Source organism: Microcoleus sp. N3A4 (assembly GCF_036701805.1).
GTDB lineage: Bacteria > Cyanobacteriota > Cyanobacteriia > Cyanobacteriales > Microcoleaceae > Microcoleus.
Map to the genome: position 1 here is coordinate 1 of NZ_JAUBRJ010000038.1, position 13,266 is coordinate 13,266.

Genomic DNA, 13,266 nt, shown 5'->3' on the forward strand with positions numbered 1-13,266 from the left:
TTTCTTTCAAGCCATTCAAGCAACGATCGTCCAAAACGGAAGCATCGCCAGCCAGCAGAGCGTAGCTAACGTAGCGCAGGATGATTTCGCCGTCGCGCAAGCAAGCAGCCATGCGACGGTTGGGGTAGCAATTGCCACCGGCTTGAATCAAGCCTTGGTTTTCGCAGACTATGCCGGCGACGGCATCAGAAACTATGCAGCTAGCGTTGCTGGCGATCGCGTTTACTGCATCCAAGCGCTTGTTGCCGTCAGCAATAAAACTTCTCAGTGCAGCGAGTTCAGCGCCACCAATAGTACCGGTCTTGGCATCTGCCGTGAGTACGGCTCTGGAAAATGCGTCTAGCATTGAGTTCTCCTTGTGAATAAAAGGTAGAAATCTTGTTGTTTAACAAGTCGATTTTGAACATAAAAGACAAAGGGCCTTCCAGTCTCATTTATTAGAAACAAAGTAATAATCTGTAACATTCTCCTCTCGGGAGCGTGGGGCCTGGGGCATCCGGTATTGGGAGGATTTCGGGCTGCTGCGAGGCTTTTGCTTAATTCCTCGGCGATTTAGAAACAATAATGTCCCGTTGATGGATCTGCTCGCTCGATGGGACAGATCGCGATCGCTGCTGGGTTTTCCTCAGTTTTCTGCCAAGGTGCCTTCTAAAGCTGCTGCGACTACCCTCCAATTCTCGTCCCGCTGGAGTTGGGAGAGCAACTGCTTAGCTTGGGAGTCTTGAGTACCGTGGAGGGCGATCGCCGATCGCCACCGATTCCGCCAATATGAATCTTGCGCCATAACTGTTAACCAACTTACAGCTTCATCCTTCAAAGGCGAGCTTAAAACTTTTTTGAGAGCAAGAATACCAGATTCTCGAACGGTTTGCGTTTCATCTTTGAGAGCTGCTATTGCTAGGGCTAACAATACATCAAAGCGATCTGTTTCCACTAACAAAGAGATTACAGTTTGACGGACCAACCAGTTATCGGAAATCTCGAATAGCTGTTGAAGTATAGGAATTGCTGGCTCGCCAAAGTCAAAAATAGAATTAGCTGCCTCAGCGATTACATTACCGTCTTCCTCTTCTGCGATCGTCTGTTGCAAAGCTTGAAAAGATGCTTCGCTGCGGTGATTTCCCAAGCCCATGACGGCCAGGCGGCGCAGGGCAAAATTTTCTTCTCTGGCTAGTTTTTGTAGAATTGGGACGGCGATATCGGCGGGGATTTCTGCAAGTTCGTCTAAGGCGTTTTTTCGCACATTCAGTGCTGGCGCGCGCAAATTAATTTCAATTTCACTCAGGCGATCGCTGTTCATTTTGTAATAGACAATTAGTAATTGGTAACAGTATAATATAGCGGTTCGAGCGAAAGATGAGGTACGTTGTTGGGCTTGGGCCCTCAAGCGTCTGGGTGGTTATGTAAGCTGTCAGCCATACCTCATCTTTTTGAGAAAGGCTATATATAAATGGATGGTGCGAAATGCACAGCTTATACCAACTCCGGTATCATTCCGATGCTACCGGAGTTGGTATTACTATTCAAAAGTAGGGTGTGCACTGCACACATTTCAATTAAATGAACAAGCTCGGTGAGATTTTAAAATAATCACCTAGAGCCTTAGCTTGTGCCTTGCTAATCGCTCTTTTCCCATTCACAACCTCAGACACCACAGCGCTCGATCCGATGATACCTACCAAGTCCGCTTGACGGGTGCCGCTGGATTGCATGATGTGTTGCAAAATCTCGGGTTTACCGTACCTAGTATGCTCGCATTGCTTCATCCGATGCTCAAAATCATTGTTTAGTAATGATTTTGAGCATTTTGTTTGTTGTACCATGCCATGCCTACCATTAAGGCACGAGATGCTGCCTAGTCGCTTGTAGCCCTTATCCAGCAATACTCTTGCCCCCGAGAGGCTTCTTCCGCTTTCCTGCCGCTACTAGGTACAGCAGTGCTACTAACCCGCTCGTACCCCGAGTCACAATGAATTACTTTTACTATTGATAATGTGTGAGGCGCTGTAGAGGTCGGGAACAATGTAGTGAGGGATGCGATCTCCGCTTTGCAGCAGCGAAGAGCTATCGCGATTAAACTCCTCTAATGTTTCATTGCCGTCGTCAATCAAAATTGTTCGACATCCTGCCCGATAACCCGCTTCAGCATCGTTCAAGGTGTTGCCAATGAACCAAGATGCGGCTAAATCAATACCATGCTCGTGAGCTGCTTTCTGAATCATTCCTGGCTTCGGCTTGCGGCAATCACAATCTGCTGATTTATCATGAGGGCAGTAGTAAAACCCATCTAAAATAATGTTACTCTCCCTAAAGAGGGTATCAAGTTCGTGTAAGTACAAAATTAGCTCTTGTTCAGAGAAATAACCTCGCGCTATACCCGATTGATTGGTGATAACCAACAACTTGTAGCCAAGTTCCGACAATAGTCGTAATGCCGCAACTGCATTACTGACTGGGACAATTTTCTTCGGGTCAACGTTGCAGGGGACATCGACCACTAAGGTTCCGTCTTTGTCTAAAAAGACTGCTTTTTTTAATGCCATGATGTTGCCAAGTCGAGTGAGTAGTTCCTGGGCAGCCTTCTAGAGAGCCTCCAAGTTAATCCAGGTGGAAGGCATACGAGCACTGGCTACCCAATCTTTTAGACTTCTAATGCGAGCGTGTGATTATCGCTCTTACAATACCCGATCGATACCGAAAACTTGACATCAAGACCCATCCTTACAGGTTTTACGATCGTTTAACCAGATTTGATATCACCCCTTGAACTTCAGGAGGCTCAATTTTTCAGGCTACCAAATTAATGACAAACTGTATAAGAGTGAAAACTCGCAGGTCTTCGATCGCGGATTGAGTTTCGATCGCCCTTGGAGCGATTTCTGCCAGCAAGTTGCTATAAATGGCTCCATCAACAGTAATCATCATTTTTCCATTTGTCTTTCTCGTATTCAGCGCGGGCGAGGAAATATTGGTAAAAAATAATTGGGGTTCCTCATAGTTAATGCCGACAATTAGACGATATTCGTTGCCTTTGATATTAAAGACAGTGAAGTTTCCTACTGCTTCGGCATCCCGGGAAATTTGGCGGACATCATTCAAATTCTGTCATTCTGCTTTCTTGAAAGTTGGGTTTAAGCTATCAATTAGATTTGGGACATCTGGATAATGAGCAGCATCATTACCGAGGCTGCGAATCGAGATTACCTGTATTTTTTTTCGTTTTTTTGTGACAGATAGGTTGCCTCTGCTTGTGGTTGTGCTTTGATTGGCTACTATGCTTGTGCTTTCATTTGGAGAGGGAAATGTCAAGGGGAGCATCCCAATTTGGTAAAAAGCGTTTTTTAGGAGTGCGAGCGTCTCGCTCGCGGCATAGGTCGTTCGCTATGGACGCTCGCACTCTATATCATCCAAATATATTATTCTGATGCAACCGTCCACGATCTGAAAGCAAAAATGGGATGCTCCCAATGTCAAGAGCCGATCGAGTAAAGATTCTTGTAACCCACTTGGAGTGGGTTTTGTTTGTGCAGGCGCGGTTAGAAACCGCAGGCTTTGTCTTTAATCCCACTCTTCCTCCCCCGACTTTTTTTCAATCTGCGAAATTGCCAGTTGCAGCACCTGCCGCACTTGCGCTTCCGACTCCTGATTCAAAGCAGATGCCAGCGGTTCCAAAACAACAGAAAACTCCGGCGGATATTCGCTAACACCAATTTTCATCAATGCCAGAGCCGCCGCTTTTCGGCTTTCCCAACTCGCATGGTGCAGCAACTCGACGAGGTTGGGAATGGCGGGTTTGTAAGCAGCATTTGCTAAAGCTGATGCTGCTTCGATTCGCACGGTTTCAGCAGCATCTGTGAGAGCGTTAACTAACAGGTTGAATGCAGCTTCTTCGGGTTCTTCTCGAGCAATTTTGGCGATCGCCCCCACAACAGCAGCCCGCACCTCAACCGAATCGGAGGTGATTTCTCGATACAAAGACTCTTTTGCCTTCGATCCAATAAATGCCAAAGCCCAAGCCGCGTGTCCTTTGGTATTTTCTGAATATTTGGGCGAGGCTAAGACTTCCAGCAGATGCGGTACTGACGGTTCGCCCAACTGGGCGAGAGCAGCAGCAGAAGAACCTTTGACAACGGTATCCTCATCGTGTAAAAAAGCTTCTAGCAGGCTGGGAAGGGCGACGGGATCGCAAATCAGAGTCAGCGTTTTAGCAGAGGCTCTACGCACGACTGGGTTGGGGTGATGTGCTAGAGCTTCCAGCAAAGAAGGAGTTGCAGGTTTGCCAATTGAGCCGAGGGTTTCGGCAAAACTCAGCCTCATCATTCCCCGCGAATCTCCCATACATTCGACCATCTTTTTGAGAAGTTCGCTGTCGTTGGGATTGAAAGTTTCGAGGGCCATTTGCTCCCTCACCGTTTGCAGCAAAGCGTCGCTTTCTGCTGGATCGATTGCTGTTTGAAAGTCAGTCATGGGATTTGAGATTTTAAATTTTAGATTTTAGATTGATGCAATTCATATCGAACTTAGCATCAGTGAGATTTGCCCCTGTGAAGGAAGTACCCTCAGCATTTCCAATTTCTCGAACAATAGCAGAGAAAGACACAAACGCAAACCAAAGATAAAGCAGCGACAGCAAACCAAAACACATACCCCAAAACAGTTTGTGAGTGCTGACAAAAGCGCTAGCCGTTGCACTGAACAAAAAAGCCGCTGCGTAAGCCGCCACGCTTCCAGCCGATGCGATCGCCACCTTTGCCAATTGGCTGCGAATCCGGGAACTCACAAAAAACATTAACACCCCGCCGATCGCCATTCCAGCAACAGCAGCCTGGGAATTATTATTAGTTGCAGTGCCAGCATAGAAAAATCCCAACAAAGCTCCTGATAGAATAGCAGAAATTGTTCGTGCAAATCTACCCGCTTTTGAGGTTTCTGGCTGTTTGCTGGCGATCGCCGAAGCGAAGCCAGCAGCGCTCAAAACCCCGTACAGCAACAGAACAAAAGGCCAACTGCGAGACTCCGGTACTTCTCCTTGGGTTCCCAAAATCAGTCGAGTCAGAACATCGCCCACCACCAAACAAATCGCGATCGCCCCAGCACTCAAAACAGCAATCTGTCGCTGAGAAAGCCCGATTTTCGCACCGATAAAATTCGCACCCGCTAACTGAGCGTTTCTAAAATTGCAGCCTCGAACATCCGCACCGCTGAAATCAGCACCGTTAAGAACTTGTCCTCGAAACGATCGATTTCGTACAATTTGATTGCTAAAATTATTGGAATCAGAATAATTCATATTTCAAAAAATGTGAATATACCCTCTTCTCTTTTCTCTCTTATCTTCCTTGGCGTCCTTCCGTTCTTCGCGGTTCGTTTAAAAAAAATCTGCTTCACCAAATGAAACTAACTGCTGTGCCCAATATCAAACAAATTGCGCCTATCATCGGTCTCGGAATATTGCTCGCACCAATACTACTCTACAACATTCCCTACTTTTTGCGTCCCAAACAAACAAACGAAGCTCGATCGCTCTTTCAAGGAATAGCCTACCGCAGGGAATTTCGACCTAATCCGCGTCCCACCCTAATTCACATTGTTAGCATCGACCTAAAAGCGCCGGGAATAGGAATTTTTGTCACTCCCGGAAACCCAACAGCCGATTTAACAGAAACCAATGCCCGCACCGCTACTGAATTCCTGAAAGAATTTAAATTGCAATTAGCAGTCAACGCCAATTTTTTTTATCCCTGCATCGAGGAAACACCTTGGGATTACTATCCCCGCAGCGGCGATCGAGTCAATAATGTCGGACACGCCATTGCCAAAAGCCAAGCTTATTCTCAACCGCACTCAAACTTTCCCGCCCTTTGTTTTGATGCCACAAACCGCGCTCAAATAATCGAAAACGGCACTTGTCCTTCGGGAACAGCCCATGCAGTTGCCGGAGATACTTTGCTGGTGAAAAAGGGCAAACCCGTAACACAAAGTCAGGAAGAACGCAAACAGGATCGACCCTATCCCCGTGCAGTCGCGGCGATCGACAAAACAGGCGACAAGTTGTGGTTGATTCTGGCAGACGGCAAGCAGAGGCTTTACAGTGAAGGTCTGAAAGTGAGCGAAATCACTGACATTTCGATGCAGTTGGGAGCCGAGACAGTGCTAAATTTAGATGGTGGCGGATCGGTAACTTTTGCAGTAGCATCGCCGTCAGGAGCGAAACTGTTGAATGCTCCGATTCAGAATAAAATCCCCATGCAGGAACGTCCTATTTCCAATCATTTAGGGTTTTACGCGCGGGAGAATTAAGGTGGCAAATTGCGCTTTTATCTCCGATTATCGCGGGTTAAAACCGATTGTATTGTGCGCTGCGCCCCAGCCACTGGTTGTAAATAATCGGCGGTTTAAATCACTTCCAAACAAACAAAGTTTGCCTGTGCAGACTCCAATCAAGAGGGTGCGCCTACATTCTTAATGCCAAATTCGGCTTAAATACCCGCTTTATTTCTTAGTCGCGATCTCCTGGCTGGGACTGGGTTTGTCTAGCAGCCATTAAATCGCCGATTTTGATATTAAAGCCTGCGTTAATTAACCCTCGACTGTAATATCAACTAAACTGGCTCAACTTCTCAATTAAACGATCGAAATAAGGAGCTAATTTTGCTCGATCGCCCGAATCGCACCGCTTCAAACTAGCCGCTTTGATACCTTCCAAACCCAGCACCATTGCAGGCAAAGGAACGCCCAATTCTTGATAAAGCAAATTCATGTAATGCAGTCCTTCATCGCTGGTAAATTCGGCGGTATTTCCCGCAATTCCATAGGTAATGCAGCGGAGAAAATGCCAGAAATCTCGCCAACAAGCTTCCGCCCTGGCTGGGGGATAAAGGTCGCCTCCCGGCTGAGAAATATTGGGATATTCCGCTAAAACTTGTTCCCTGGCTTCGGATACGATATCCGCCGCACTGTCGCGCAGGAACTTGGCATTACTAACCGATTTTGGTTCGGATGAGTGAAGTTGTTGTAAATCTTCATCGGTGAGATAGCGACCTGCGTCGTCAGCAGCCTGAAAGAGTTGGATTTCAGCAGGAGAGTGCGAACTTTCCCAGGCGCGAAAGCTGACAATTCGGGCTTTCGGGATTAATTCTTTGGCTTTTTCGCTTAATTGGAGTGTCATAGACAAAAGATCGATCGGTAATTACTAGCAGATGGCATATTAGAAGTTTACCGCAATTGCGATCGGCATCACCCCAAACTAACCTAAATCTGGAGTAGCCTAATTTAATATTGTTTAAATTTTGAGTTTTATGCAAAAATTACTAGGACAGCTAGAACAAAAAAAGACAGCAAAGAGGAAGTTTCTATTTTTCCCGGAGCGAAAGATACTGATAGCATCATTAATAATTCTTCAGATTCGCTGATGTGTTTGCCCAATCCTTTCGATGAGGGCGAGGACTTAAACAGAAACCTGATTTGATGGACGAAAATATCTCGTGGAGGGCGATCGACTGGGGTTGAAAAACCCGGTTTCTTCGGTCGCGAGTGCGTCAGCGATCGGGGCGATTGATTGACCTGACAGAATGTTTAATATCAAGTCTACGATCGCGTGGGGAGGGCGGGTTTAGAATTATTCTGGATGTGCATGCAGACACGGCGTGAACCCGCCCTTACAGCAGCGGAATTCATGCAGTTTTCAGGAATTTTGCTGCGATCGCAAATTCGCGAGCGTCTCGTCGATATAAACTATCTCTGGATGATTTTCCAACTGCTTCATCACTGCTTGCTTGGGCATTTTTACCTTTTTAGCCATTTCCACGGTATCGTCGATCAGCCGTTGCCGATATTGCTCCAACTCAGCAATTACTTCCAGAACTTCCTCTGGTGTTGAAGTTTGAGCCTCTAAATTTGCAGACATAATCTAATAACTGAATTTTTTTTAATTTTCCCAAAATCCCGCAATTTTTGCTAAACTTGTAAAGAAAAGTAACAAAAATATATTTTAATTAGCTTATGGAAATTAGCGAAATCCAAATAGCGCTGCAAAGTTCGGATTCTCAAGACAGGCTGCGGGGGGTAACGGCTTTGAGAAAGTGCGATTCTGCGGTGGCGCTACCGATGTTGCTGAGTAAAGTGGACGATCCGGAGTTTATGGTGCGATCGTTCGTGGCGATGGGATTGCGGCAGAGTCAAACTGCGGAATCTTTTGAGGCGCTGTTAAAAATGATGCAGTTCGATCGCGATCCGAACGTGCGATCCGAAGCCGCTAACTCTCTGTCAATGTTCGGAACCGAGGCGATTGCTCATTTAGTGGAAGCCTTTCGCCGCGATGACAATTGGCTCGTCCGCCGCAGCATTATGGCTCCGCTGTACGAAATGCAGTGTCCTGATGCAGTATTTGAAATTTGTGCGATCGGTCTAGTCGGCGAAGATTTACCAGTTCAGGAAGTGGCAATTGACGGATTGGGCCTGCTGGCAAATACGGAGAAGCAAGAAGAGGCATTGCAGCAATTGTTACCTCTAGTGAGCGCGGATTACTGGGAAATTCGGCTGCGAGTTGCGCGCGCTCTCAGAAAATTTGACAATCCTCAAGCTCGCGCTGCTGTGAGCTATTTGGCAAAAGATCGAGATCGTCGAGTTGCAGGTGCGACTTTAAACCTTTAGAGTAAGATACTGTAGTTCTCTATCAGAGTATTGAACTCATGAAGCTTAATGAATAAGCCCGATCGGCTTCAGCTTTTTAATTCCATCCCTGAATTGTACGAAAATCCTCAATCCAGAGCCATCAAGGAAAGGACAGGTACGTTCGCAGACAACATGAAATTGCCTATCCATAGGTGGTTTCGCTATTCGGCGGGATTCTCAGCAGCTTGGGTGGAACAAGTCATAACAGAGTTGGAACCTCAAACGATCCTCGATCCATTTGCAGGATCTGGTACTGTTTGCGTCACCGCCGATAAGCTTGGTATAAATTCTTGCGGTATCGAAGCGCATCCTTTTGTTTGTAAGCTTGCAAAAGGTAAACTTGCCTGGATAGTACACATTCCTGAATTTTTGGCAGCAGTTACCGAAATTAAGCGTTTTGCTGCAAGTCTACCGCCAAAGCTTCCAGAAAAAATTCCAGTATTACTAAGCAAATGCTACACAGATGAGAGGTTAATAGACCTCTTCAAAATTAGACAAGCTTATATTGAAATAGCCCCATCTCTATCTGAAGAATTACAGTCTCTGATTTTTCTAGCCATTTGTGCCATTCTACGACCATCAAGTCATGTAGGTACTGCACAGTGGCAATATATTCTCCCTAACAAACGCAAAGCTAAGACTTGTGAACCATTCGATGCCCTAGAAAAGCAGGTTGCTATGATGCAAGAAGATATGTATCAAATGCAATTTATTTCTAGAGAAAGTCGAGCCACTTTTATTCAAGAAGATGCGAGAAACTTAAAAAGTATTCCCGATCGATCTATAGATTTAATCATAACTTCTCCCCCCTACGCAAATAACTACGATTATGCGGATTCTACACGTCTTGAAATGACCTTCTGGGGCGAGGTGAATTCTTGGGGAGATTTACATGAGACTGTTCGCAAATATCTCATTCGTTCAAGTTCACAGCACGTTTCAAAGGAGCGGCTTTGCTTAGATACTTTAATAGCTGAATCGACGATCGAGCCGATTCTAGACGAACTGATACCGGTTTGTCAAGAACTCAACAAGATTCGAGTAACTAAGAGCGGAAATAAGGCATATCACACAATGATTGCTGCTTATTTTATCGATATGGGATTTGTATTTCATGCCCTGCGTCGAGTTGCAGCATCTAATTGCAAAATTTGCTTTGTAATCGGAGATTCTGCTCCCTACGGAGTGTATGTTCCGGTCGAGCAGTGGCTCGGCAAACTGGCTGTTGCGGCAGGGTTTGATTCCTGGTATTTTGAGCAGATTAGGGAGCGTAATGTCAAGTGGAAAAACCGAAAACACAATATTCCGCTGCATGAAGGACGACTTTGGATAAATAGTTAATTTATGGCGCAATCTGCATCCCATAAGTTTGGGCAGGCTCTCGGCAAACTTTTTGAAGATATTGTACTCGATGATATTCTCAAACCTCGGCTACAACAGTTTGCACAAACCAAAAACTACTACCTCGATTGGCAGCATTCTCGTCCAGCTAGAAGCGGTAAAAAAGTTACTTGGGAAGACAAATACGGGAACAAACACGATCTAGATTTTGTAATTGAGATCGACGGTACAGACGACCAGCTCGGTAGACCTGTTGCATTTATCGAGTCTGCATGGCGTAGATATACGAAACACTCAAAAAACAAAGCTCAAGAAATCCAAGGCGCTATATTACCTATCATTGAGCTTCATCATTTGTCAGCGCCATTTTATGGTGCGGTGTTAGTTGGAGATTTCACGAAACCAGCTTTAGATCAACTGAGAAATAATGGATTTGCAATTATCTATATTCCTTATAGAGATGTGGTAGCAGCATTTAAGGAAATTGATTTTGATGTTGCATTTGACGAAAAAACTGCGGACGAAAGCTATACCGCTGCTTCCAAGAGGTTGGCCAGTCTCAATAGTTCGGAAAAAAATAAGCTGCGGCTGGCTTTGATGCGTGTTTCAAAACAAGAAGTCGATAGGTTTATGGATACGCTCAGAAACTGCCTCAATCGTTTCATTTCCCAAATAATTATCATGCCACTTTTCGGTACAAGATATGAGTTTGAGAATATTGATGATGCACTAACAGAGCTAAACACAGTTGATATCGATCGCCCAATCGGTCAGTTTGAGAGGTTTGAAGTTATTATTGATTACAGCAACAGCGACACAATTCGAGCAACTTTTCAGAACAAGATTTTGCTGGCCGACTTCTTGAGAAAGCTGAAAAGTTGAACTCTGTTTCCTGACGGGCCCTGGAGCGGAGGGAACGTACCCCAGCCTGCACGGAGCGCCCCAGCCCGATCTCCCTCATAATGTTACGGATTGTTACTTTGTTTCTAATAAACGAGACGAGGGCGATCGGCATCCTTTACGATCTCAAGAGTTTTGCCATCTGAGTTAATTCGCCATGTACCAGCCTTTTCGGGAATACCTAGAGCAAGAGCTGTTTCAAAGGTTTGATTTGCAAAGTCGCCCGATTCCCTCCGGGTTGGAAGTCAATGTCAGCGAGCGCGGCAAAACCCCAGCTACTATCCGCAGTTGGTGTTACGAATGCCCGCAATTGCGAAAAATCCGCTACACTTACATCGATGCCGGTGAATCTGCTCAAGTTTTTAATTGCGTGGTTTATCCGAGTCACAATTACGATTTGCCGCTGTTGGGAATTGACCTCTTGTCTTTCGGCAAGAAGAAAATTTTGGTAGTTCTCGACTTTCAGCCACTATTTAGAGATGAGGCTTATATAGAAAAATACGTTCAACCTCTACAATCGCTCCGCGACAAGTACGACGATTTGGCCCAAAATTTAGAAATGAAATTTTATGACGCCAATCAGTATTTTTCTAAATACTTGCTGTTCGCCAAAACTGATGCGGAAACTGTAGAAAATCGGGTATATCCAGCTTTTAAAGACTATTTGGATTTGTACTGGACAATGCTGTCGTCAGCACAACCGCTGACAGACCCAGAAGATATCCAGCGCATCGTAAAAGCTCAAAAAGATTACGACCAGTACAGTGCAGATAGAGACCCGGCTTCTGGCTTGTTTAGCAGTTATTTCGGTCATGAATGGGCTGAAAAATTTCTTTACGAATTTTTGTTTGAAGATGCTGTACCTTTAGCTGTTAGCGCGAACACGCGATGAATGCTAAATTTACATGGATTTTTCAAAAAAGCAAGTTCGCAGTAAGGACTTCAGTCATTAAAGTTAAGGTGAGCAATGACTGAAGTCCTGACTGCAAACCTAGGAAGAAAGGACTAAAGTCATTGCTGCGAACCTCGGAAAAACAAAAGTCCTTACTACAAACTTATGAATGGTAAAAGTCAAATCTAAAATATAAAATATAAAATCGACATGACTCTTTATCAGCCTTTTTTAGATGAAGCGATCGCTCTGATGAAAAATCGGTTAGACTTACAGTCTTACCCGATTCCAGAAGGGTTTGAACTCAAGGAAGCTACAGTTGGCAAAGGGAAAAAACAAGATGAGATCGTAACGACAAGTTACGCTTTTTCATCGCCGAAACTGCGACAAATTCGCGCGGCTCACGTTCAAGGTGGCAGCAGCTTGCAAGTGCTCAATTTTGTGATTTTCCCGCATCTTAACTTTGATTTGCCGTTTTTTGGCGCGGATTTGGTAACGCTGCCGGGTGGCCATTTAATTGCTCTGGATATGCAGCCTCTGTTTGGCGGCGACGCTGACTACCAGGCTAAGTATACTGCGCCGCTCGAACAAATTTTTCAAGATCACCAACAGCACCTTCCCTGGGGTGGCGACTTTCCAGAGGAAGCGAAGCAGTTTTTCTCGCCGGCGTTTCTGTGGACTCGCCCGAAGGAAACGGAAGTTGTGGAAACTCGCGTTTTTGCAGCGTTCAAAGACTATCTAGCCGCTTATTTGGATTTGGTCGATCGCGCCGAACCAGTGACAGATACCGCAAAGTTAGATAATATATTACAAGCTCAACTGCGCTATCTGCGGTATCGTGCCGAAAAAGACCCGGCCCGGGGAATGTTTAAGCGGTTCTACGGCGAGGAATGGACGGAAGAATACATTCACGGCTTTTTGTTCGATTTGGAACGGAAGCTGCCACAATTGGTAAGTAACAATAATTAATTTTAATAGAAGCTTCAGCCACTATACTAATAAGTGTAGGTTGGCATGAGGAAAATGCCAATGGTCAAAAAAAATCGCAATGTAGTTAGTTCCAATTCAGAAAGCAAAGTCAAAGTCGGACTTTCGCTGACTCCTTCTAGTGCCGATCGATTGAACACGATCGCTCGCAAGCTCGGAATATCAAGGTCTGAACTCCTAGAACGCTTGGCACAAGGCGCTCTGGATATTTCTAAGGACAAGACGGAAGTTACTGTCACTTGGAAAAAAGGTGAAGCAACGGAGGTCGAAACCGCCCACTTGCAAGGGGAAACAGCCGAAGAAAGCGAAATTAATGACGCTGTAACGGCAGAAACTCTATCGGACTCGGTGAGTGTAAAGCCAAATCCGCTGCAAGCAAGTTACGAAGCTTTACAGCAGCAGTTGAGCGAACGCGAAAGTTCGATCGCTTCTTTGCAGCAGCAATTAGCTACCGAAAAGCAAAATTTAGAAAG

Annotated in this window: 15 protein-coding genes and 1 pseudogene; 7 read left to right on the forward strand and 9 right to left on the reverse strand. The window is 45.4% G+C overall.

What is annotated here, in order from left to right:
- The 7 genes and pseudogenes from QUA56_RS21115 to QUA56_RS21145 form a co-directional block, all read right to left on the reverse strand.
- A pseudogene (locus QUA56_RS21115) lies at positions 1-346 on the reverse strand (bleomycin hydrolase); the annotation flags it as partial.
- Between the two features lie 279 nt (positions 347-625).
- Complete coding sequence (locus QUA56_RS21120; RefSeq protein WP_333361146.1) at positions 626-1,300, reverse strand: HEAT repeat domain-containing protein; 675 nt, start codon at positions 1,298-1,300, stop codon at positions 626-628.
- Between the two features lie 256 nt (positions 1,301-1,556).
- Positions 1,557-1,823 carry a hypothetical protein gene (locus QUA56_RS21125; protein ID WP_333361148.1) on the reverse strand — a complete coding sequence of 89 codons (267 nt, stop codon included), beginning with the start codon at positions 1,821-1,823 and terminating at the stop codon, positions 1,557-1,559.
- Positions 1,824-1,964: 141 nt separating this feature from the next.
- Positions 1,965-2,543, reverse strand: coding sequence for an HAD family hydrolase (locus tag QUA56_RS21130; RefSeq protein ID WP_333361150.1), 579 nt, complete (start codon positions 2,541-2,543; stop codon positions 1,965-1,967).
- Positions 2,544-2,787: 244 nt separating this feature from the next.
- Positions 2,788-3,099: a type II toxin-antitoxin system HigB family toxin gene (locus tag QUA56_RS21135; protein ID WP_333361152.1), complete on the reverse strand. Its 312-nt coding sequence runs from the start codon at positions 3,097-3,099 to the stop codon at positions 2,788-2,790.
- A 459-nt stretch (positions 3,100-3,558) separates the two neighbouring features.
- Entirely contained in the window at positions 3,559-4,467 is a 909-nt protein-coding gene (locus QUA56_RS21140) for a HEAT repeat domain-containing protein (RefSeq protein WP_333361154.1), read from the reverse strand.
- Positions 4,468-4,480: 13 nt separating this feature from the next.
- Positions 4,481-5,290: a pentapeptide repeat-containing protein gene (locus QUA56_RS21145; RefSeq protein ID WP_333361156.1), complete on the reverse strand. Its 810-nt coding sequence runs from the start codon at positions 5,288-5,290 to the stop codon at positions 4,481-4,483.
- A 101-nt stretch (positions 5,291-5,391) separates the two neighbouring features.
- Between QUA56_RS21145 and QUA56_RS21150 the strand changes: the two genes are divergently transcribed.
- Positions 5,392-6,300 carry a phosphodiester glycosidase family protein gene (locus tag QUA56_RS21150; protein ID WP_333361159.1) on the forward strand — a complete coding sequence of 303 codons (909 nt, stop codon included), beginning with the start codon at positions 5,392-5,394 and terminating at the stop codon, positions 6,298-6,300.
- Positions 6,301-6,598: 298 nt separating this feature from the next.
- On the opposite strand, the gene QUA56_RS21155 is transcribed toward QUA56_RS21150, so the two are convergent.
- Positions 6,599-7,168 carry a phycobilisome protein gene (locus tag QUA56_RS21155; protein ID WP_333361161.1) on the reverse strand — a complete coding sequence of 190 codons (570 nt, stop codon included), beginning with the start codon at positions 7,166-7,168 and terminating at the stop codon, positions 6,599-6,601.
- A 516-nt stretch (positions 7,169-7,684) separates the two neighbouring features.
- A complete protein-coding gene (locus QUA56_RS21160) occupies positions 7,685-7,906 on the reverse strand; it encodes an acetyltransferase (protein WP_333361164.1) in 222 nt (73 codons plus the stop codon).
- Positions 7,907-8,001: 95 nt separating this feature from the next.
- Here QUA56_RS21160 and QUA56_RS21165 point away from each other — a divergent pair, with 95 nt between their 5' ends.
- The 6 genes from QUA56_RS21165 to QUA56_RS21190 all read left to right on the forward strand — a co-directional run.
- Positions 8,002-8,652 (forward strand): HEAT repeat domain-containing protein, encoded by a 651-nt coding sequence (locus QUA56_RS21165; protein ID WP_333361166.1) that lies wholly within the window; start codon positions 8,002-8,004, stop codon positions 8,650-8,652.
- 48 nt (positions 8,653-8,700) lie between these two features.
- Positions 8,701-10,014, forward strand: coding sequence for a DNA methyltransferase (locus QUA56_RS21170; RefSeq protein ID WP_333361168.1), 1,314 nt, complete (start codon positions 8,701-8,703; stop codon positions 10,012-10,014).
- 3 nt (positions 10,015-10,017) lie between these two features.
- Positions 10,018-10,896, forward strand: a complete 879-nt coding sequence (locus QUA56_RS21175) for a hypothetical protein (protein ID WP_333361170.1) — start codon at positions 10,018-10,020, stop codon at positions 10,894-10,896.
- A gap of 175 nt (positions 10,897-11,071) precedes the next feature.
- The gene (locus QUA56_RS21180; RefSeq protein WP_333361172.1) at positions 11,072-11,806 is read left to right on the forward strand and encodes a 15,16-dihydrobiliverdin:ferredoxin oxidoreductase; all 735 of its coding nucleotides are present in this window, start codon (positions 11,072-11,074) and stop codon (positions 11,804-11,806) included.
- Positions 11,807-12,016: 210 nt separating this feature from the next.
- Positions 12,017-12,775, forward strand: coding sequence for a phycoerythrobilin:ferredoxin oxidoreductase (locus QUA56_RS21185; RefSeq protein ID WP_333361174.1), 759 nt, complete (start codon positions 12,017-12,019; stop codon positions 12,773-12,775).
- A gap of 54 nt (positions 12,776-12,829) precedes the next feature.
- Positions 12,830-13,266, forward strand: a 437-nt coding sequence (locus tag QUA56_RS21190) for a ribbon-helix-helix protein, CopG family (RefSeq protein WP_333361176.1), incomplete at its 3' end; no start/stop codon positions are given.

Bases quoted from the DNA above. Each gene is read 5' to 3' on its own strand.
- QUA56_RS21120 (WP_333361146.1), bottom strand. From the start codon at position 1,300: ATGAACAGCGATCGCCTGAGTGAAATTGAAATTAATTTGCGCGCGCCA.
- QUA56_RS21125 (WP_333361148.1), bottom strand. From the start codon at position 1,823: ATGGTACAACAAACAAAATGCTCAAAATCATTACTAAACAATGATTTT.
- QUA56_RS21130 (WP_333361150.1), bottom strand. From the start codon at position 2,543: ATGGCATTAAAAAAAGCAGTCTTTTTAGACAAAGACGGAACCTTAGTG.
- QUA56_RS21140 (WP_333361154.1), bottom strand. From the start codon at position 4,467: ATGACTGACTTTCAAACAGCAATCGATCCAGCAGAAAGCGACGCTTTG.
- QUA56_RS21145 (WP_333361156.1), bottom strand. From the start codon at position 5,290: ATGAATTATTCTGATTCCAATAATTTTAGCAATCAAATTGTACGAAAT.
- QUA56_RS21150 (WP_333361159.1), top strand. From the start codon at position 5,392: ATGAAACTAACTGCTGTGCCCAATATCAAACAAATTGCGCCTATCATC.
- QUA56_RS21155 (WP_333361161.1), bottom strand. From the start codon at position 7,168: ATGACACTCCAATTAAGCGAAAAAGCCAAAGAATTAATCCCGAAAGCC.
- QUA56_RS21160 (WP_333361164.1), bottom strand. From the start codon at position 7,906: ATGTCTGCAAATTTAGAGGCTCAAACTTCAACACCAGAGGAAGTTCTG.
- QUA56_RS21165 (WP_333361166.1), top strand. From the start codon at position 8,002: ATGGAAATTAGCGAAATCCAAATAGCGCTGCAAAGTTCGGATTCTCAA.
- QUA56_RS21170 (WP_333361168.1), top strand. From the start codon at position 8,701: ATGAATAAGCCCGATCGGCTTCAGCTTTTTAATTCCATCCCTGAATTG.
- QUA56_RS21175 (WP_333361170.1), top strand. From the start codon at position 10,018: ATGGCGCAATCTGCATCCCATAAGTTTGGGCAGGCTCTCGGCAAACTT.
- QUA56_RS21180 (WP_333361172.1), top strand. From the start codon at position 11,072: ATGTACCAGCCTTTTCGGGAATACCTAGAGCAAGAGCTGTTTCAAAGG.
- QUA56_RS21185 (WP_333361174.1), top strand. From the start codon at position 12,017: ATGACTCTTTATCAGCCTTTTTTAGATGAAGCGATCGCTCTGATGAAA.